The sequence below is a fragment of the Streptomyces sp. NPDC051822 genome (genome assembly GCF_044452745.1).
Lineage (GTDB): Bacteria > Actinomycetota > Actinomycetes > Streptomycetales > Streptomycetaceae > Streptomyces.
The window spans coordinates 442,942-461,249 of record NZ_JBITBZ010000002.1 but is presented as its reverse complement, the minus strand read 5'-3'; the positions used below and the strand labels follow the sequence as shown (position 1 = coordinate 461,249).

Here is an 18,308-nt window from a genome sequence, read left to right as displayed (position 1 = left end):
GGATCCAGGGGGAACACATGTCCATACGTGTACGCATGACGGTGCTGGCGGTGACCGGGGTCCTGGTCGCGGGCTGTACGAGCACGGACGGCGGCGGCACCGGCGCCACGTCGGCCCCGCCCACCGGCGACGCCAAGCCCTCGGCCGGCGCCACCGGCACCGCGCCCGCCGCCCCGGCGCTCCCCGGTGCCCTCACGGGCCAGCGCCCCGACTGGAAGACCTGCGAGGCCCAGGGGGGCGGCGAGGCACCCGGTGCGAAGTGGCGCTGCGCCACGGTGACCGTCCCGGTCGACTACGCGAAGCCCGAGGGCGCCACCCTGCCGGTCGCGCTGATCCGCAAGCAGGCCACCGACGAGCGTGGCCGCATCGGCTCGCTCCTCTTCAACTTCGGCGGGCCCGGCGCCTCGGGCGTGGCGATGCTGCCGCAGCTGGAGGACGAGTACCGGAAGCCGGGCGAGCGTTACGACCTGGTCGGTTTCGACCCGCGGGGGGTGGGCCGCAGCGCGGGCGTCGTCTGTCGGAGCGACGCCGAACAGGCCGCCGCCGAGGCCACCGTCGACCTCACCCCCGACTCGGCCGCCGAGGAGGCCGCGTACCTCGAGGACGGCGCCGCCTTCGGGGCCGGCTGCGCCCGCCGCTCCGGCCCGCTCCTCGCCCACACCACGACCACCGCCACCGCCAGGGACCTGGACCTGATCCGGCAGGTGCTCGGGGACGAGAAGCTGAACTACTTCGGCATCTCGTACGGGACCCAGCTCGGCGGCACGTACGCCCACCTGTTCCCGTCGCGCGTGGGCCGGCTCGTCCTCGACGCGGTCGTCGACCCGACGGCCGACTCCGTCGGGCACGCCCGCCACCAGACGATCGGCTTCCAGCGCGCCCTGGACAACTACCTGAAGAGCACCGGCCAGGACCGCGAGGCCGGCAACGAGCGGATCACCCGCCTGCTGACGAAGCTGGACCGGGAGCCGCTGGCCGTCGGCGAACGGCGGCTCACCGAGGGCCTGGCGCTCACGGGCATAGCGGTCACGCTGTACGGCCAGGCCAACTGGCCCCTCCTGACGGAGGCGCTGGAGGAGGCGGAGCGCGGTAGCGGGGACGCCCTGCTCGAACTCGCCGACTACTACAACGACCGCGACGCGAACGGCCACTACTCGACCCAGTCGCACTCCCAGCGGGCCATCTCCTGCGCCGACTCCAACGCCCGGCCGACCGCCGCCCAGGCGAAGGCCCTCGTGCCCGAGTTCCGCGAGCTGTCCCCCGTGTTCGGCACGTTCCTCGCCTGGGACACGGCGGGCTGGTGCTGGGACTGGCCGGTGAAGGGCGAGCGGGCCAACCCGGAGGCGAGCGCCCCCGGCGCCGCCCCGATCCTGGTCGTCGGCACCACGGGCGACCCGGCCACCCCGTACGAGGGCGCGGAGAAGATGGCGAAGGAACTCGGCGACGGCGTCGGCATCCTGGTCACCAACAAGGGTGAGGGCCACGGCGCCTACGGCACCTCGAGGTGCGTGACGCGGACGGTCGACGCGTACCTCCTGGACGGCAGGGTCCCCGCGTACGGCACGACCTGCTGAGGACGCGCGGAAGGCCCCGGACCTCGCGAGGAGGTCCGGGGCCTTCCGTGTGTCGCCGTCTGTCGCCGTGCGTCGCCTAGTAGACCGGCTTCTCGGGCTCGATCTGGTGGACCCAGCCGATCACGCCGCCGCCGACGTGCACCGCGTCCGCGAAGCCCGCGGACTTGAGCACGGCGAGGACTTCCGCACTGCGGACACCCGTCTTGCAGTGCAGGACGATCCGCTTGTCCTGCGGGAGGTCCTGGAGGGCCGTGCCCATCAGGAACTCGCCCTTCGGGATCAGGCGCGCGCCGGGGATCGAGACGATCTCGTACTCGTTGACCTCGCGGACATCGATGATGTCGATGTTCTCGCCCTCGTCGATCCACTCCTTGAGCTGCTTCGGAGTGATCGTGGAGCCGAGCGCCGCCTCCTGGGCCTCCTCGGACACGACGCCGCAGAAGGCCTCGTAGTCGATGAGCTCGGTGACGGTCGGGTTGTCGCCGCAGACCGCGCAGTCCGGGTCCTTGCGGACCTTGACCTGGCGGTACTGCATCTCCAGGGCGTCGTAGATCATCAGGCGGCCGACGAGCGGGTCGCCCACGCCGGCGAGGACCTTGATGGCCTCGGTGACCTGGATGGAGCCGATGGACGCGCACAGCACGCCGAGGACGCCGCCCTCGGCGCAGGACGGGACCATGCCCGGCGGCGGGGGCTCCGGGTAGAGGCAGCGGTAGCAGGGGCCGTACTCGGACCAGAAGACCGACGCCTGGCCGTCGAAGCGGTAGATCGAGCCCCAGACGTACGGCTTGTTCAGCAGCACGCAGGCGTCGTTCACCAGGTAACGGGTGGCGAAGTTGTCCGTGCCGTCGACGATCAGGTCGTACTGACCGAAGATCTCCATCACGTTCTCGGCTTCGAGCCGCTCCTCGTGAAGGATCACGTTCACGTACGGGTTGATGCCGAGCACGCTGTCGCGCGCCGAGGCGGCCTTGGAGCGGCCGATGTCGGCCTGGCTGTGGATGATCTGGCGCTGGAGGTTCGACTCGTCGACCTCGTCGAACTCCACGATGCCGAGCGTGCCCACGCCGGCGGCGGCCAGGTACATCAGCGCCGGCGAGCCGAGGCCACCGGCGCCGACACACAGCACCTTGGCGTTCTTCAGCCGCTTCTGCCCGTCCATCCCGACGTCCGGGATGATCAGGTGGCGGGAGTACCTGCGGACCTCGTCTACGGTGAGCTCGGCAGCCGGCTCGACCAGGGGTGGCAGCGACACGGGGACTCCGGTTGTCGGTATGTCAGTACGGTTGTTCTCCCCGTAACACTGCCACGCCCCTCCTCATTCCGAGACACCCGGTCCGATCCGCGAGACGATTTCGTCCCAGTAGCCGGGCAGCGAGTGGAATGGCGCGCTTTGTCCCCGGCCCCCCGGACGGTCCGTGAAGAAGATCGTCCCGGCCCCCTGCCAGCGGGCGATCCGCAGCGCCTCTTCGAGGTGGGTCCGCGGGACCCCGTGCACGAGATGGACGAACTTCGACTCCGTGTACTCGGCCGTCCACTCCGCCACCTGCGACCAGCGGTAGTCCGCCCAGGCACCGGAGAAGGTCACGAGCTGGTCGGCGACCTCGGCGTATCCCGGATGGGGATGGGCGCCGTGGCCGAGGACGAGGTGCGCCTCACCGCCGAGGACCGCCTCCAGGGTCGCGGTGACCCGCCGCATCCCGGCCAGGTCCGCCCGGTCGGCGGGGGCGCGGTCCAGGTAGTAGCCGTCCACCTTGTACCAGTCGAGGAAACGGTGGGCCTCCGAGACCAGCTCCCCGAAGGGCCGGGAACCGTGGGCCGCGTCCAGGTGCCCGAGGACCCTGACCCCGGCGTTACGGAGCTTTCCCGCCGCCTCCAGACAGTGCGGGTCCGGGCGGCTGCCCGGCCCCTCGGCCACGTTCAGCACGGCCCAGTGCAGCGGGGTCCCGGGGCGGGTCAGCTCGCCCCACTCGACCGGGGCGAGCAGCGGGTGGGCGTAGCCGGGCACGCCCACTCCGAGGGCCTGGACCGCCCCGGTGGCGGTGCTCGTCGTCAGATGCGACACGCCGCCTCCATCCAGATGTCCGCGAGCGACTCCTCCAGGTTGATCCGGGGCCGCCAGCCGAGCCGGTCGCGGGCGGTGCGGACGTCGGCCTGCTGCCAGGGGCCGCAGCCGTCGGGGTACGGGTAGGGCGCGGAGGCCAGCTGGTCGGCGATGGTCCCCTCGGTGCGGGGGGCGCCGATCATGGGGCGCTGCGCCATGCCGTGCGGGGCGTCCAGCTCGTGCAGGTTGCCGGCGTAGCCCGCGACTCTCGCCAGGACCGCGGCGGCGTCCCGGAGCCGGACCGCGCGGCCGGTGCCGATGTTGACGACGCCCTGCGCGGCGGACAGCGAGGCCGCGTGGACGGCCCTGGCCACGTCCCGCACGTCGACGAAGTCCCGCTGCACCCCGAGGCCGCTGAGCTTCAGCTCGCCGTCCCCGGCCTGCATGGCCCGGCGCATCGCCTCGGCGAGCCGGCCGAGCGGCGAGCCCGCGGGCGTGCCGGGTCCCACGGGCGAGAACACCCGGAGCACCACGGCGTCGAGGCCGGAACCGAGGACGAGCTCGGTCGCCGCCAGCTTCGACACCCCGTACGGGCCGCCGGGGCGGGGCACCGCGTCCTCGGCGGTGGAGGAGCCGGGCTGGCTGGGCCCGTACTCCGAGGCGCAGCCGACCTGGACGAGCCGGGCGCCGCAGCCGCTGCGGCGCAGGGCCTCGCAGACGGTGGCGACGGCGACGGTGTTGTGCCGGGTCAGGTCCCGGGCTCCGCCGCGGGTGGCGCCCGCGCAGTTGACGACGACTCCGGGGTGGACGGCGTCGAGGAAGCGGGTCAGCGCGCCGGGGCTGCCGGACGCGAGGTCGAAACGCACGTCGGCGTCGTCGCCCCGGCCGAGCGCGGTGAGGTGGACGGCCGGGTCTGCGAGCAGGCGGTCGGCGACGAAGCGGCCGATGAAGCCGTTGGCTCCGAGCAGTAGCACCCTCATCGTGCGGCCCCTTCGTGCCGACCGGCCGGTGCTGGAGGTTGCGGGGTCATGGTCTTGGGTCTCCTTGCGGGGTGATGACAGAGGTGACGGGGCGCGCCCGCGGCGTCGGCTCCGCGGGGGCGCGGGACATTCACGGGGTGGCGTGGGCCGAGGCCCGGACGAGGGAGCCGGTCGCGTGGGCCAGCAGGCCGAGCGCGGCGGCGCCGCAGACGAGGGTGGGTACGGCCCCGGGGCCCCAGGTGTCGACGACGGCGCGCACCGGTGCGGCGAGCGCGTCGAAGCCGGGGGCGGGGACGCGGGCGGCGAAGACGCTCGCGAGGGCGAGGGCCTCGGCCGCACTGGCGGCGGCGAGGGCGGCGGCGGCCGTCTCGGGGAAGCCGTGGACGGTGAGGAGCCGGGCGAACAGCAGGAGCGCGCCGAGGGCCAGGGCCCCGGAGCTGAACCCGGTGAGCCCGAGCAGGACGGCGAGGGCGAGGAGTTGGAGGGCCACGGTGCCGAGGAGCAGCGGCCGGACACCGGCGGCGAAGTCGGCGAGCCCCCGGCTGTCGGCGATCCTGCGGCGAGCCCGGTTCGCGAAGAGCCGGGCGCACCAGGCGGCGGGCGCGACGGCGAGCGCGAGGCCGAGGAGCGGTCCCGGGGCGAGGTCCCAGGGGCCGTCGGGGCCGCCGCTGAGGACCTGCGTGAGGAGTCCGTCGCCGGCGACCGCGTACGCCAGGAGCCACAGGGTCCAGACGCGGACGGCGGGCGGGGTCGCACCGTCGGGGGCGCGGAGGGGTCCGCGCCGGACGGCGAACAGGAGGGCTCCGGCGAGCAGCAGCGCCCCTGCCGCGCCGACGGCGAGCCGGAGGGGGCCGTGGGTGACGGCGAGCCCGATGCCGGTGAGCGCGGCGGCGGCGCCCGGGGTGAGGACGGCGAGGACCCAGGCGTCCGAACGGGCCGCCGCGGGCACGGTGGGTGGGACGGCCTCGGTCCCCCGGGGCACGCGCGCGTAGAGCTCCTCGGCGAGCGAGAAGACGTCCCGGTGGCGGAACCGGGCGGCGGTCCGGTCGGTGAACCCCTGGGCTTCGAGTCCGGCGGCGATCTCCAGCGGGTCGACGGCACGTGCGCAGAGTTCCTGGTGCCGGTGCATGAGCACCTTGACCGGGTCGGCGTTCCCGCGCCGGGCGCGGGAGGCGGGCGCGGTGCGGGAGGCCGGGGCCTCGACGGGGGCCGGGGAGGGCGTCGCGGACGGGACCGGGCCGGAGGTCACCGAGGGAGCAGGGGCTATCCCGGCGGGCGGGACGTCGACGGGCTCCTCCGTGGGGCGCGGTTCGAGGCTTCCGCCGGCGTGCGGGGTCAGGGCGGTGGCGCCGAGCAGGGCTTCGGAACGGGCGTCCCAGGCTCCGGGGCTCGTCGGGGCGGCGGAGCCGCGCATGGGGGTGCCTCCTTCAGGCATCGGGGGCTCCCGTCTCGGCGGCCACGGCCTTCTGCGCCCAGCTGCCCGGGACGTGCGCCTCGGCGGGGTGGGCGAAGGGCACGCCGTCCCCGGAGCGGTGGCGCACCGGCGCGTGGGAGAGGAGCTCCAGGTAGATGCCGCGGAACGCGGCGAGGTTCTGTTCGACGGTGAAGAGTTCGAGCGCGCGGGCGCGGGCGGCGGCGCCCAGGCGGTAGCGGCGTTCGGGGTCGCGGAGCAGCGCCAGGCAGGCGTCGGCGAGTGCCCGGGGGTTGCGCGGCGGGACGACGAGGCCGGTGCCGCCGATGATCTCGACGACCGCGCCGACGTCGGTCGAGACGGTGGCCCGCGCGCAGAACATCGCCTCGACGAGGCTCGCGGGGAAGCCCTCGACGACGCTGGAGAGGACGACGACCGCGCCGGAGGCGTAGACGTCCTCCAGGGTGGGCGCCTCGGGGCCGCCGAGTTCCTCGAAGGTGACCGGGTTCTCGCCGACGGCGTGCGCTCCGGCCGCCTCGTCGGGGAAGAGCTGGGCGGCGAGCCCCTTGCAGTGCGCGAGGTACGCCCCTGATCCCTGGTCCCGTACGGGTGCGGCGACGATCCTCAGCCGGGCGTCGTGCTGGCGGGCCCGGATCTCGGCGAAGGCGTGCAGCAGGGCGATGAGGTCCTTGGCGGGTTCGACGCGGCCGACCCAGACCAGGGTGGCGGGGTCGCCGCTCTCCTCGTCCTCGCCGACCTCGGCGAAGCGGTCGGCCGTCATGCCGGGGTGGACCGTGCGGATCCGGGTGCGGTCGGCGCCGCACTTCTCCTGCCAGCGGCGGGCGTGGGCGTTGCCGGGGGTGAGGAGCTCCGCCTGCCGGTAGACCTCGCCGGCGAGCCGGCCGTGGAGGGCGGCGAGCAGGGTGCGCAGCGGCCCCGAGCGGTCGGCACCGGCGGCCGAGAGGTAGTGGGAGCGGAGCTGCACGCCGTATTCGGTGACGAGCAGGGGCGTCCCGAAGAAGCGTTTGGCCAGCAGGCCGGGGAGGGCGGTGGTGCCTCCGGCGGCGGCGTGGCAGAGGTCGACGGCGCCGAGCGCGTCGCCCTCGTACCAGTCGAGGGAGAGGGGGCGCAGCGCGCGCTCCAGGTGCTCGACGAAGGCGAGGTGGTCGGGGAGCCCCGCGGCGGCGGCGCCCCGGCGCGCGCCGGGGGCGCGGCAGGCGGCTTCGAGGGTGCGCACGGCGTCGTCGGAGCGGAGCGCCCCGGAGAGACCGCCGCGCTCACGGGCGAGGTCGGCGAGCGCGTGGAGCCCGGCGGCGAAGGCGGCCGCGCCGCGGAGCCCGGCCGTGGCGCCGTCCGTGGAGGGCCAGGACCCGTCCTCGTCGTCCGTGCAGAGGCCGGCCGCCAGCTGGTGGAAGGCCTCGATGAAGCGGTGCCGCTCGCGGCGGCCGTACGCGCGGCGGGCGGCGCGGTGGTCGCCGCAGCCGGCCCGCTCCAGGAGCGTCCTGCCCGCCGGGGCCGCGTCGGGGCCGCCGAGGTCCGCGACCCGTGCGACGCGGGCGTTCGCGGGGAGCGCCGCCGGGGTGCCGGATCCGCCGAGCGCGTACAGGTCGAACTGGTGCTGCCCGAGTCCGTGTACGAGCCGCTCGCACCAGATCCCGGAGTCACCGACGGCGTACGGGTAGCCACCCTCCGTGAGCAGTCCGATCCGCACGAGTTCACCCCCGATCTCCCTTGACGGCGGCCACCGTTGGTCCGGCGACTCGCAGCGGGACGAACGTAAGCGGAGAGGACGGTGGCGCGACGGACGGTTGTCCGTCGCACCACTGGAAGGGGTGAATGCTCGTAACTTTCCCGACCCGGTCGCGTTCCGTCGCGCTACGCGCCAGAACGGTCACGCAGGGTCAGGCCAGGGCCTGCCCCCGGGTCCCGTACGAGACCTCAACTGCCCGGGTACACCCAGGGGTTGGGGCGGCACTTGATTCCGTCGATGTCCAGGGACTTGGTCTGCTGCTGCATCACGGGGGCGAGCGCGCCGGGCGTATCGCAGATCACGTGCCCGTGGCCGAGCCGGTGGCCGACCTCGTGGTTGATGAGCATCTGCCGGTACGCGCGCATCGCCTTGGGGCCGAAGGTCTCGGATCCCTGCGCCCAGCGGAACGCGTTGATCATCACCCGGTCCGTGGAGGCCGAGTCGCAGGACACGTTGTCGATCGTGGTGTCGAGACCGGACTTCCTGCACCAGACGCCGGTGGTGCCGGGGCTGGCGAGCGTCAGGACGAACTCGGGCTCGCCGCTGGAGATGCGCTCGAAGGTCATCGCACCTCGCCCGGCCCAGCTGCGCGGGTCGTTGAGGGTCTTGAACACGGTCTCGGTGAAGAGCGCCTGGTCGAGACCGAGCCCCTTCTCGACGTCGATCCGATAGCGGACGACGCGCCCCTTGCCGGGCGCCTTCTGGAAGCCCGGCACGGCCTCGAAGTCGCCGGAACCCTTCAGCTTCGGGTCGATCGGGAACTGGCGGGCGATCAGCTGCTCGTACGTCGGCGCCGGGGTGACGACGGGCGCCGGACTCGTCGGGGTGACCCGCTCGTCGGAGCGGGAGGCGGAGGTGTCTTCCGCGGGCCGCCCGCCGGGCTGTTCGGCGGCCCGGGTGGCGCTCGGGGCCTTCTCCGGGTCGGTGACCTGTCCGGCGACGACGACGGCGAGGACGGTGGCGACGGCGGCCGCCGCGACACCGGTGAGCGTGCGGCCGAGGCCGCCACGGCTCGCCGGGGCCTCCTCCTCGGCCTCGGCGACGTCCTCACGGCGGGGTCCTGGGATGAAAGGCGCCTGCGCAGCGTCCTGTTCGGGTTCGCCGGTACGGGAGGCGCCGTGCTGTGGGGCGTACTGCCGGGGCCGGCGAGCGGCCTCCTCGTCGTGCTGCGGATGCCCGCCCCGTACGGGAGTCCCGTAGGCGGGGGTGCCGGGGGTGCCGTGCGCCGGGGTGTCGAAGGCCCCGTACGAGGGCGCGGGGGCGCCCGGTGGCCTGGCGCCCGGCGCCGGAGCGCCGTACCTGGGGACGCCGTGCGCGGGTGTCCCGTACGGCTGGCTCCCGTACGCCTGGGCCCCGTACGACTGTCCCCCGTACGCCGGAGTGCCGTGCGCCGGAGTCCCGTACACCGGGGTTCCGGCCGTGTCCTGGCCCCCGCCGTCCCCGGTCCTGCGACGGCGGCCCGTCCCGGACGCGCGCCCGGCAGGCGGCCCCGGCGCCACCGGCGCCTGTCCGGCCGGCGCCTGTCCGGCCGGCGCCTGTTGCCGCTGCTGTTGCTGTTGCTGTTGCTGTTGACCGGTGTCGGACACCGAGGGCGCGGCGCCCTTGCGACTATGTCGTCCCACGGCCCGGATCAGCTCCCGCCGTGATCGGCGATCAGGTCCCGGGCGGCCTGGGCGACCGTCTCGGGGTACTCCATCATCGCCACGTGCCCCGCCTCGGGAAGGGTGAGGAGGCGCGAGCCGCGGAAGGCCGCGGCCGCCTTGCGGGCCGTCCGGTACGAGACGAGCTGGTCGCGTCCGCCGTACACGAGGAGCGTCGGCGCGAGAACCCGTTCCGCCTGGCGCCACAGCCCGTGCTGGCCTCCGAGCGTGTACGCGTCGACGATGCCGCGCGAGGAGCGGGCCATGGCGTCCCAGAAGTACGGGAGCTCCAGGCGCCGCTCCATCTCCTCGACGGCGTGCCGGAAGCCCTCGTCGGTGACCCGGCCGGGGTCTCCGTAACAGAGCGAGAGAACGCCGCGCACCCGCTGCTCGGCCGACCAGTCCCTGGTGAGTTTCGCGAAGAAGGAGGCGACGCCGGGCACCGCGAGCAGCGCGGTGGGCCATGCCGTGCGCTGGGCGCGCAGGTCGGGCAGGGCCGGCGAGACGAGGGTGAGGGTGCGGACCAGGTCCGGCCGGACCGCGGCGACGCGGGTGGCGACGGCGCCGCCGAGCGAGTTGCCGAAGAGGTGGACCGGGCCGCGTCCCGTGGAGTCCAGGAGCCGGATGACGGCGCGGGCGTGCCCGGTGACCGAGTAGTTGCCGTCGTCGGGCGGCGGCGAGTCGCCGAAGCCCGGCAGGTCGACCGCCTCGCCGTCGACGACGTCCGCGAGCAGCGGCATCAGGGAGGACCAGTTCTGGGAGGAGCCGCCGAGGCCGTGGACGTACAGCGCGGGCGGCAGAGCGGCCTTGGTGCCCGGCCGGGCGCGCACGGTGAGGGTCAGCCCGGGCAGCGACACGGAGCGGAGCTCCTCGCCGTCGGCGACACGTACGGCGCGGGTGGTGCGCGGCGCGGCTGGTGCGGCGGCGGTCCGGGTTTCCGGCAGCTCGGTCGACGACATGGCCGCAATATTACGAGACGATCACGCGCGCGGACGTGTGGGTGCGGTCACAGGTGCGTGTGCGGCGGGGCGCGAGTGCTCCTAGGCTCGTAGGGAGGGCCATCCGTACCCGCCGGAAGGAACCGCATGACCGTCGATCCGACCGAGCCGGACACGTTCACCGAAGAAGAAGAGGACGTCGTGCTGGACGAGGAGACCCCGGAGGCCGACGCCGCCGAGCAGCACACCGAACTGCAGCAACGGGAGGACGAGCCGCTCACCCATGTCGAGCGCGACTCGGCGAACGAGGCCGACGCGTCCGAACAGGCGCGGGTGGTGACCCTGGACGAGGACGACTACCGCTGAGCGGACGGCTCTCGCCGATATTCTCGCCGGTTTGTTCGGTTTAATATTGAATCGACTGTCGACCCGGGCGTCCGGTCCGTGAAATTCTGCGTTCGCACCGCGCACAGCCGGGTTACCCAAAAGTACGATGGCGGCGCGTGCGACAGCGCGCATGGATCGATTTTTGGGAGGCCGCGTGAGCGCCATCGAGCAGACAGAGGCAGCACGCCCTCGGGGCACGCGCCTGCCGCGACGTGCCCGACGGAACCAGCTCCTCGGCGCGGCCCAGGAGGTCTTCGTCGCCCAGGGTTACCACTCCGCCGCGATGGACGACATCGCCGAGCGGGCGGGCGTCAGCAAGCCGGTGCTCTACCAGCACTTCCCCGGGAAGCTGGAGCTCTACCTGGCCCTGCTCGACCAGCACTGCGAGTCCCTCCTTCTCGCCGTCCGCACGGCTTTGGCCTCCACCACCGACAACAAGCTGCGGGTCGCGGCCACGATGGACGCCTACTTCGCGTACGTCGAGGACGAGGGCGGCGCCTTCCGGCTGGTCTTCGAGTCCGATCTGACGAACGAACCGGCCGTACGCGAGCGCGTGGACCGGGTGAGCCTGCAGTGCGCCGAGGCGATCTCGGACGTCATCGCCGAGGACACCGGTCTGTCCAAGGACGAGTCGATGCTGCTCGCCGTGGGCCTCGGCGGCGTCTCCCAGGTCGTCGCCCGCTACTGGCTGTCCAGCGAGTCCGCGATCCCCCGCGACACGGCGGTCGGCCTCCTCACCTCGCTCGCCTGGCGCGGCATCGCGGGCTTCCCGCTGCACCCGGTGGACGGCCAGCTGAGCGCCGAGGGTCACTGAACATTCCCGTGGTGTGTTCGCTCCTGGCGTGCGCCGACTGAGCCGTACGCGTCCCCTCACCGGGCTAATGTGTGCAGCGTACGGCGCGGGGAATCGCGCAACGCTGACCGTTCGGAGGGACATAGCCGTGGAGGTCAAGATCGGCGTGCAGCACGCACCCCGGGAGATCGTTCTGGAGAGCGGGCAGTCCGCCGAGGAGGTGGAGCGCGCCGTCGCCGACGCACTGGCCGGCAAGGCGCAGCTGCTCAGCCTTTCGGACGAGAAGGGCCGCAAGATCCTCATTCCGGCCGAGAAGATCGCGTACGTGGAGCTCGGCGAGCCCGCCGTGCGCCGCGTGGGTTTCGGCGCGCTCTGAGCCCAGGATCTACGGGAGAGGCCCGGTGGACCGTCATGGTCCACCGGGCCTTTCGCGTATCCGGCACGGCTCTTGTCCGCCATGGGCGGCGATGCCCCGTTCGGCCACGTCAGGGCGTACAGGAGGATTGCGTTCCGGCCCGCTGGGGTAGGAGGTTCCCGACCGCACCACCCGCCCCGCAGCACCCGCGAGGTGATCCCTTGTTGCTGGAAGCCCTCGGTTCCGCCCTGCTCGGTTTCGCCCTGGCCTGGGTCGCCGTGCAGCGGCTCGCCGACCGCCTCCCCGTCCGGGGCAGAGTCCTCGCCACCGGCACGCTCGGCGGGGTGTTCGGCGCGCTCGTCACCCACGGGGCACTGGGGCCCGGCCACTTCCTCGCCACCCTGATCGGCGCGGTGGCGGTGGCGGCCGTCCTGCTGTCGCTGCTGATCCGCCCGGCGACCCGCCGGCTGCGCCGATCAGCGGCGGCGTGAGGGGCGCGGCCCGCCCCTCCGCACCTTCCTGCGTCGTTACGCGGCCAGGCCCAGCGCGGCCATCCGCTTGGTGTGCGCCTCGGTGATCCGGGAGAACATCCGGCCGACCTCCGCGAGGTCGAAGCCGTCCGCCACACCGCCGACCAGCATGGTCGAGAGCGCGTCGCGCTCGGCGACCACGCGCTGGGCCTGCGAGAGCGCCTCGCCCATCAGCCGGCGCGCCCACAGCGCGAGCCGTCCGCCGACGCGCGGGTCCGCGTCGATCGCCGCGCGCACCTTCTCCACGGCGAAGTTGCCGTGGCCGGTGTCGTCGAGCACGGAGACGACGAGCCCGCGGGTGTCCGAGTCGAGCCGGGCCGCCACCTCACGGTAGAAGTCGCTGGCGATCGAGTCGCCGACGTACGCCTTGACCAGGCCCTCCAGCCAGTCGGAGGGCGCGGTCAGGCGGTGGAAGTCGTCGAGCGCCTTGGCGAACGGCTCCATGGCGGCGGTCGGCTCGGCGTCCACGGCGGCGAGGCGGTCCCGCAGCCGCTCGAAGTGGTGGAACTCGGCCGAGGCCATCTTCGCCAGCTCCGCCTTGTCCGCGAGGGTCGGCGCCAGCTTGGCGTCCTCGGCGAGCCGCTCGAAGGCCGCGAGCTCTCCGTAGGCGAGGGCGCCGAGGAGGTCGATCACGGCGGCGCGGTACTGCGGCTCGGCGGATGCCGCCGCCCAGTCCTTGGCGGCGATACCGGTGGGCGTGGCGTTGTCAGGCGTCTCCATGAACCGCACAATAGCCCGCTCGGCCTCCGCGGAAGGCGCTGGTCAGCCAGTGTGACCGTGCCCTCATCGCCATTTCTCCCGACACACATGCGCGATTCCGGGGTACAGTGATAAAGCGCCTGCTGAGTATGCGGACATGCTTTCGCACGTTCGGACGTGTTCAGCGGGCCGACTCATGAATGAGGATGCCCGGTCGGTGGCCCGATCGGCTCCGGCCCGACAGCCCTTCCGGCGGACCCGCGGAAGGGTCACCCTCAGCGGTACGACGCTCGAGCGACGGCAGTGGTCCCGTGCCACCCGGCAGTGATCTCCACGATCCCACCGGAAGTGTCCACGGCACGGTACGACCCCCTTCGTTCGCCTCGCACCGCGTCTCACAGAAGAGGCAGCACCCTGACTACGACTTTCCGAGACCTCGGAATCCTTCCCGAGACGGCCGAGGCCCTTGAGGCCGTCGGCATCGTCAACCCCTTCCCCATCCAGGAGATGACCCTTCCGGTCGCCCTCACCGGCACCGACGTCATCGGCCAGGCCAAGACCGGCACCGGCAAGACCCTCGGTTTCGGTCTGCCGATCCTGGAGCGCGTGACCGTCCCCATGGACGTCGAGGCCGGCCGGGCCAAGCCCGAGCAGCTGACCGACGCCCCGCAGGCGCTCGTCGTCGTCCCCACCCGCGAGCTGTGCCAGCAGGTCACCAACGACCTCCTGACCGCCGGCAAGGTGCGGAACGTGCGCGTGCTCGCCATCTACGGCGGCCGGGCGTACGAGCCCCAGGTCGAGGCGCTGAAGAAGGGCGTCGACGTCGTCGTCGGCACCCCCGGCCGCCTGCTCGACCTGGCGGGCCAGCGCAAGCTCGACCTCTCCCACGTCAAGGTCCTCGTCCTGGACGAGGCCGACGAGATGCTCGACCTGGGCTTCCTGCCCGACGTCGAGAAGATCATGAACATGCTTCCGCCGAAGCGTCAGACGATGCTGTTCTCGGCCACCATGCCGGGCGCGGTCATCGGCCTGGCCCGCCGTTACATGTCGCAGCCGACGCACATCCGCGCCACCTCGCCCGACGGCGAGGGCGTGACCGTCGCGAACATCAAGCAGCACGTCTTCCGCGCGCACAACATGGACAAGCCGGAGATGGTCTCCCGCATCCTGCAGGCCAACGGCCGCGGGCTCGCGATGATCTTCTGCCGCACCAAGCGCACGGCGGCCGACATCGCCGAGCAGCTGGAGCGTCGCGGCTTCGCCTCCGGCGCGGTCCACGGCGACCTCGGCCAGGGCGCCCGCGAGCAGGCGCTGCGCGCCTTCCGCAACGGCAAGGTCGACGTCCTCGTCTGCACCGACGTCGCCGCGCGCGGCATCGACGTCGAGGGCGTCACCCACGTCATCAACTACCAGTCGCCCGAGGACGAGAAGACGTTCCTCCACCGCGTGGGCCGCACCGGCCGCGCGGGCAACAAGGGCACCGCCGTCACGCTGGTCGACTGGGACGACATCCCGCGCTGGCAGCTCATCAACAAGGCGCTCGGCCTCGACTTCCACGACCCGGTCGAGACGTACTCCAGCTCTCCGCACCTGTTCGAGGAGCTGGACATCCCGGCGGGCACCAAGGGCGTCCTGCCCCGCGCCGAGCGCACCCGCGCCGGCCTGGGCGCGGAGGAGCTCGAGGACCTGGGCGAGCCCGGCGGACGCCGTGCGCGAGGCCCGAAGTCCGACAGGCCCGAGCGCACCGAGGAGCGCCCGGAGCGGACGCGGACCCCGCGTCAGCGCCGGCGCACCCGTGGCGGCGAGTCCGACGCCCCGGTGTCGGCCGCTCCCGCCGTCGAGACGGTGACGGACGAGGCTCCGGCCGAGTCCGGCCCGCGCACCCCGCGCCGTCGCCGTCGCACCCGCGTCGGTGCCCCCGGCTCCGCGCCTGCGGGCATCCCGGTCGCCCAGGCGGCTCCGGCGGCCCAGGCGGCTCCGGTCGCCCAGGCCGCTCCGGTCGCCCAGGCGGTCAAGGCGGCCCCCGCCGTCACGGTCGCCTCGTTCGTGGAGGCCGCCCCGGCACCCGTCGCCCAGGCCCCCGTCGCCCAGGCCCCCGTCGCTCCGGCCCCCGTCGCCGAGACTCCGGCGGCCGAGCCGAAGGCGCCGCGCCGTCGTGGCCGTATCGCCGCCCGTCCGGAGGCCGTGAGGGCCACCCCGGCCGCCCCGGCCCCCGTGGCCCAGGAGTCGGCCCCGGTCCCGCGCCGCCGCCGGCCCCGCGTGGCCCGGCCGGTCGAGGACACGGGTTCGTTCCAGACGGTCGAGACCGCGGCCGCCGCCCTGCGCGCCGCCGCGGCCGCTCCGGTGGTCGAGGCCGCTCCGGCCCCGGTCGCCGAGGCCCCGGTCGAGGAGCCGAAGAGGGCTCCCCGTCGCCGTACGGCCAGGAAGGCCGTCTCCGAGCCGGTCGTGGCACCCGCCGAGACCGCTGTCGCCGCTCCGGTGGTGACCGAGACCGTCGCGCCCGCCGCGGAGGTCGTCGCGCCCGCCGCCGAGGTCACGGCCGAGGTTCCCGCGCCGCGCCGCCGTCGTGTGGTGCGCAAGGCCGCCGGTTCGCCGGCCGGCGCCACCGAAGCCGTCGGGACGCTGGTCGTCGAGGCCGCGCCCGCGCCGGTCGTCGAGGAGGAGCCGAAGAAGCCCGCCCGTCGCCGCGTGGTCCGCAAGGCCGCCGGTTCGCCGGCCGGCTCCGCCCAGGCCGCCGAGATGGTGATCGTCGCGGAGCCCCTCGCGGTGGCTCCGTCCGCCCCGGTGGTCGAGGCCGCTCCGGCCCCGGTCGCCGAGGTCGTCAAGGCACCGGTCGTCGAGGCCCCCGCCGCCGAGGCTCCGGTCGAGGAGCCCAAGAAGGCTCCCCGTCGCCGGGCGGCCAAGAAGGCCGTCGCGGAGCCGGTCGCCGAGACCGCCGCCGCGCCCGCCCCGGTCGTCGAGGAGGCCCCCAAGGCTCCCCGTCGCCGGGCGGCCAGGAAGACGGTCGCCGCCGAGGCGCCCGACGCCTCCGAGCCGAAGACGCCGGACGCGGCGGACGCGCCGAAGAAGCCGACGCGCCGCCGTACGACGAAGAAGGCCGCCGAGCCGGTCGTCACGGCTGTCGAGACCGGCGAGACCGCCACGGCCGAGGCCCCGAAGGCCCCGCGCCGTCGCACCACGAAGAAGGCGGCGGCTCAGCCCGAGAGCTGATCCCGTCCGTCTCACCGCTGCGGCCCGGCCCCTCACCAGGGGCCGGGCCGCAGTGGCGTCCACCGACCGCCCCGGCGGGGCCGCCTCCGGTTACAGTCCAGATATGAGCAAGCCCCGGTCCCTCGTCCTGCCGCCCCGCACCCGCGCCCGCCCGCTGGTGACCGCGCGGGGCGACTTCGCCGCGCTCGACACGGAGCCGCTGGGCGAGCGGCGCGGGACGGTGCTGCTGCTGCCGGGGTACACCGGCAGCAAGGAGGACTTCCTGGCGCTCCTCGGTCCGTTGAGCGAGGCCGGGTACCGGGCCGTGGCCGTCGACGGGCGGGGCCAGTACGAGTCCCGGGGCTGCCGGGGCCGGGCCGCGTACCGCCGCAGGGCGCTCGCGCTCGACGCGGTGGCACAGGCCTCGGCGCTCGGCGACGGCCCCGTCCATCTGCTGGGCCACTCCTTCGGGGGCCTGGTGGCCCGCGAGGCGGCGTCGGTCGCCCCGGCCGCCTTCCTCTCCCTCACCCTGCTCTCCTCGGGGCCCGGCCGGATGGCGAGGCCGCAGCGGATCCGGGTGCGGGTGCTGCGCGGCTCGCTCGCGCTGCTGCCGAAGGAACGGGTGTGGCAGGCGATGTGCTGGCTGGACAGCCGGGGCGAGGAACCGGACACGGACGACGCCCCGCAGCTCGCGGGCTTCCTCGAGCGGCGCTGGATGCGCACCCGCATCGCTCAACTGTCGGGCGCGGGGAGGCTGTTGCTCGACCGTCGGGACGGTACGGACGAACTGCTCGCGCTGCGGACACCGCTGCACATCGCCTACGGGGCGGACGAGATGGTCTGGCCCGTCGCGGATCTGGCCGCGGCGGCGGCCCGCACCGGCGCGCACCACACGGTGGTGGCGGGCGCCGGCCACTCCCCCAACGTGTCGCACGCGCGGGAGCTGGCCGACCGGCTCACCGCGTTCTGGGAACGGGCGGCCGCCGTCGGGGCCGTGGGCCACGGTGTCAGAACTGCGCCTTGAGGTGCTGCCAGAAGCCGTCCCGCAGGGAGCGCCTGAGTGAGGCGTGGCCGCGCAGGGAGCGGCTGAGCAGGCGTTCCGCCTCGACGAGCAGGTCCTGGTCGACCGGTCCCGGAAGGTAGGGCGCGCTCGGGAGGAGTTCGGCGAGCCGGTCCCGGCCGCGCTCACCGAGCCAGGTCGCCGCGATCTGGGCGCCCACGAAACGCACCTCCTCGCGGGAGGGCGGCGGCTCGCCCTCGTTCTCGTACGTGGTGACGGGGCGGCGGGTGACGTAAGGGCGGCAGAATTCCAGTTCGAAGGTGCGCTGGCTGTCGACCTCCCAGAGGAGCGCCTCGGCCTGGTTGCGTCCCTCGGCGGCCTCGATGCCCCAGAGATGGACGCGGGCGCCGTAGCCCTGGGCCGCCTCGACGGCCGAGACGAGGTCCTCGTCGCCGCCGACGAGGGCGGCGTCGCTGATGGCGCGGTGGCGGGCGAGGGACTCCAGGTCCGTGCGGATGAGGGAGTCGACGCCCTTCTGCTGGTTGTTGGCGTTGAGGTTGCCGAGGCGGACCTTGACGTCGGGGAGTTCGGCGATGGCCTGCTGCTCGGGGGTGTGGATACGGCGCCTGGCGCCGTCGTACCAGTAGACGCGGAGCAGCCTGCTGTCGGCGAAGATCGTGCGCGCCTTGTCGATGAAGGCCTCGATGAGGCCCTCGGCGTCGAGGTCGAAGGAGCGCCGGTCCTCGGTTCCCACCACCAGCAACCCGGCCGCAGCATGGACGTAACCTGCGTCGACGAAGATGGCATGGGTAGAAGGGGTCTTGGCGACCTCGGCCAGCATCCGCTGGAGGAGCTCATTGGTGCGCTCCACGCGCGCGTCGAGGGCGCGAAGGCGGGCGTCGGTCTCGGTCACCTGGGCGGTGTCTGCGTCGTTCATACGGGCCTCATTGTCCGCTCCTCGGGGGCCCGCCGCCACATCCTCCTACCCGGTAGTAGTTAGCAATCCAAAAATTTTCTT

General features: G+C 73.8%; 16 protein-coding genes. 7 read left to right on the top strand and 9 right to left on the bottom strand.

What is annotated here, in order from left to right; translation table 11 throughout:
• Window positions 1–17 precede the first annotated feature (17 nt).
• Window positions 18–1,574, top strand: coding sequence for an alpha/beta hydrolase (locus ACIA8N_RS07920; protein WP_365785258.1), 1,557 nt, complete (start codon window positions 18–20; stop codon window positions 1,572–1,574).
• Window positions 1,575–1,650: 76 nt separating this feature from the next.
• On the opposite strand, the gene moeZ is transcribed toward ACIA8N_RS07920, so the two are convergent.
• The 7 genes from moeZ to ACIA8N_RS07885 form a co-directional block, all read right to left on the bottom strand.
• Entirely contained in the window at window positions 1,651–2,829 is a 1,179-nt protein-coding gene (moeZ, locus tag ACIA8N_RS07915) for an adenylyltransferase/sulfurtransferase MoeZ (protein WP_030207517.1), read from the bottom strand.
• A 63-nt stretch (window positions 2,830–2,892) separates the two neighbouring features.
• Window positions 2,893–3,639 (bottom strand): spherulation-specific family 4 protein, encoded by a 747-nt coding sequence (locus ACIA8N_RS07910; protein ID WP_365785261.1) that lies wholly within the window; start codon window positions 3,637–3,639, stop codon window positions 2,893–2,895.
• The gene (locus ACIA8N_RS07905; protein ID WP_365785263.1) at window positions 3,627–4,598 is read right to left on the bottom strand and encodes an NAD-dependent epimerase/dehydratase family protein; all 972 of its coding nucleotides are present in this window, start codon (window positions 4,596–4,598) and stop codon (window positions 3,627–3,629) included. Before ACIA8N_RS07905 ends, ACIA8N_RS07910 begins: the two co-directional genes overlap by 13 nt.
• 130 nt (window positions 4,599–4,728) lie before the next feature.
• Entirely contained in the window at window positions 4,729–6,012 is a 1,284-nt protein-coding gene (locus ACIA8N_RS07900; protein ID WP_365785265.1) for a hypothetical protein, read from the bottom strand.
• 13 nt (window positions 6,013–6,025) lie between these two features.
• The gene (locus ACIA8N_RS07895; RefSeq protein WP_365785267.1) at window positions 6,026–7,720 is read right to left on the bottom strand and encodes a glycosyltransferase; all 1,695 of its coding nucleotides are present in this window, start codon (window positions 7,718–7,720) and stop codon (window positions 6,026–6,028) included.
• Between the two features lie 227 nt (window positions 7,721–7,947).
• Window positions 7,948–9,381, bottom strand: a complete 1,434-nt coding sequence (locus tag ACIA8N_RS07890; RefSeq protein WP_365785269.1) for a DUF3152 domain-containing protein — start codon at window positions 9,379–9,381, stop codon at window positions 7,948–7,950.
• A gap of 8 nt (window positions 9,382–9,389) precedes the next feature.
• Window positions 9,390–10,358 (bottom strand): alpha/beta hydrolase, encoded by a 969-nt coding sequence (locus ACIA8N_RS07885; RefSeq protein WP_365785271.1) that lies wholly within the window; start codon window positions 10,356–10,358, stop codon window positions 9,390–9,392.
• Between the two features lie 126 nt (window positions 10,359–10,484).
• On the opposite strand from ACIA8N_RS07885, the gene ACIA8N_RS07880 reads away from it, so the two are divergent.
• From ACIA8N_RS07880 to ACIA8N_RS07865, 4 genes are all read left to right on the top strand, one after another.
• The gene (locus tag ACIA8N_RS07880) at window positions 10,485–10,703 is read left to right on the top strand and encodes a hypothetical protein (RefSeq protein ID WP_365785273.1); all 219 of its coding nucleotides are present in this window, start codon (window positions 10,485–10,487) and stop codon (window positions 10,701–10,703) included.
• Window positions 10,704–10,878: 175 nt separating this feature from the next.
• On the top strand, window positions 10,879–11,538 hold the full coding sequence (locus tag ACIA8N_RS07875; protein ID WP_030548521.1) for a TetR/AcrR family transcriptional regulator: 660 nt from the start codon (window positions 10,879–10,881) through the stop codon (window positions 11,536–11,538).
• 127 nt (window positions 11,539–11,665) lie between these two features.
• Complete coding sequence (locus ACIA8N_RS07870) at window positions 11,666–11,893, top strand: DUF3107 domain-containing protein (protein WP_030207540.1); 228 nt, start codon at window positions 11,666–11,668, stop codon at window positions 11,891–11,893.
• Between the two features lie 200 nt (window positions 11,894–12,093).
• Window positions 12,094–12,363, top strand: coding sequence for a hypothetical protein (locus tag ACIA8N_RS07865; RefSeq protein ID WP_365785275.1), 270 nt, complete (start codon window positions 12,094–12,096; stop codon window positions 12,361–12,363).
• A gap of 36 nt (window positions 12,364–12,399) precedes the next feature.
• On the opposite strand, the gene ACIA8N_RS07860 is transcribed toward ACIA8N_RS07865, so the two are convergent.
• Window positions 12,400–13,122: a ferritin-like fold-containing protein gene (locus tag ACIA8N_RS07860; protein ID WP_030548523.1), complete on the bottom strand. Its 723-nt coding sequence runs from the start codon at window positions 13,120–13,122 to the stop codon at window positions 12,400–12,402.
• A 486-nt stretch (window positions 13,123–13,608) separates the two neighbouring features.
• Between ACIA8N_RS07860 and ACIA8N_RS07855 the strand changes: the two genes are divergently transcribed.
• Complete coding sequence (locus tag ACIA8N_RS07855) at window positions 13,609–16,311, top strand: DEAD/DEAH box helicase (RefSeq protein WP_365785278.1); 2,703 nt, start codon at window positions 13,609–13,611, stop codon at window positions 16,309–16,311.
• 103 nt (window positions 16,312–16,414) lie between these two features.
• On the top strand, window positions 16,415–17,314 hold the full coding sequence (locus ACIA8N_RS07850) for an alpha/beta hydrolase (protein ID WP_365785280.1): 900 nt from the start codon (window positions 16,415–16,417) through the stop codon (window positions 17,312–17,314).
• Here ACIA8N_RS07850 and ACIA8N_RS07845 read toward each other — a convergent pair.
• Entirely contained in the window at window positions 17,298–18,227 is a 930-nt protein-coding gene (locus ACIA8N_RS07845; RefSeq protein ID WP_365785282.1) for an NYN domain-containing protein, read from the bottom strand. The two genes, ACIA8N_RS07850 and ACIA8N_RS07845, sit on opposite strands and share 17 nt — an antisense overlap.
• Between the last annotated feature and the right edge of the window lie 81 nt (window positions 18,228–18,308).

Coding starts and splice junctions, on each gene's coding strand:
- ACIA8N_RS07920 (WP_365785258.1), top strand. CDS start 18: ATGTCCATACGTGTACGCATGACGGTGCTGGCGGTGACCGGGGTCCTG.
- ACIA8N_RS07905 (WP_365785263.1), bottom strand. CDS start 4,598: ATGAGGGTGCTACTGCTCGGAGCCAACGGCTTCATCGGCCGCTTCGTC.
- ACIA8N_RS07900 (WP_365785265.1), bottom strand. CDS start 6,012: ATGCGCGGCTCCGCCGCCCCGACGAGCCCCGGAGCCTGGGACGCCCGT.
- ACIA8N_RS07885 (WP_365785271.1), bottom strand. CDS start 10,358: ATGTCGTCGACCGAGCTGCCGGAAACCCGGACCGCCGCCGCACCAGCC.
- ACIA8N_RS07880 (WP_365785273.1), top strand. CDS start 10,485: ATGACCGTCGATCCGACCGAGCCGGACACGTTCACCGAAGAAGAAGAG.
- ACIA8N_RS07860 (WP_030548523.1), bottom strand. CDS start 13,122: ATGGAGACGCCTGACAACGCCACGCCCACCGGTATCGCCGCCAAGGAC.
- ACIA8N_RS07855 (WP_365785278.1), top strand. CDS start 13,609: ATGACCCTTCCGGTCGCCCTCACCGGCACCGACGTCATCGGCCAGGCC.
- ACIA8N_RS07850 (WP_365785280.1), top strand. CDS start 16,415: ATGAGCAAGCCCCGGTCCCTCGTCCTGCCGCCCCGCACCCGCGCCCGC.
- ACIA8N_RS07845 (WP_365785282.1), bottom strand. CDS start 18,227: ATGAACGACGCAGACACCGCCCAGGTGACCGAGACCGACGCCCGCCTT.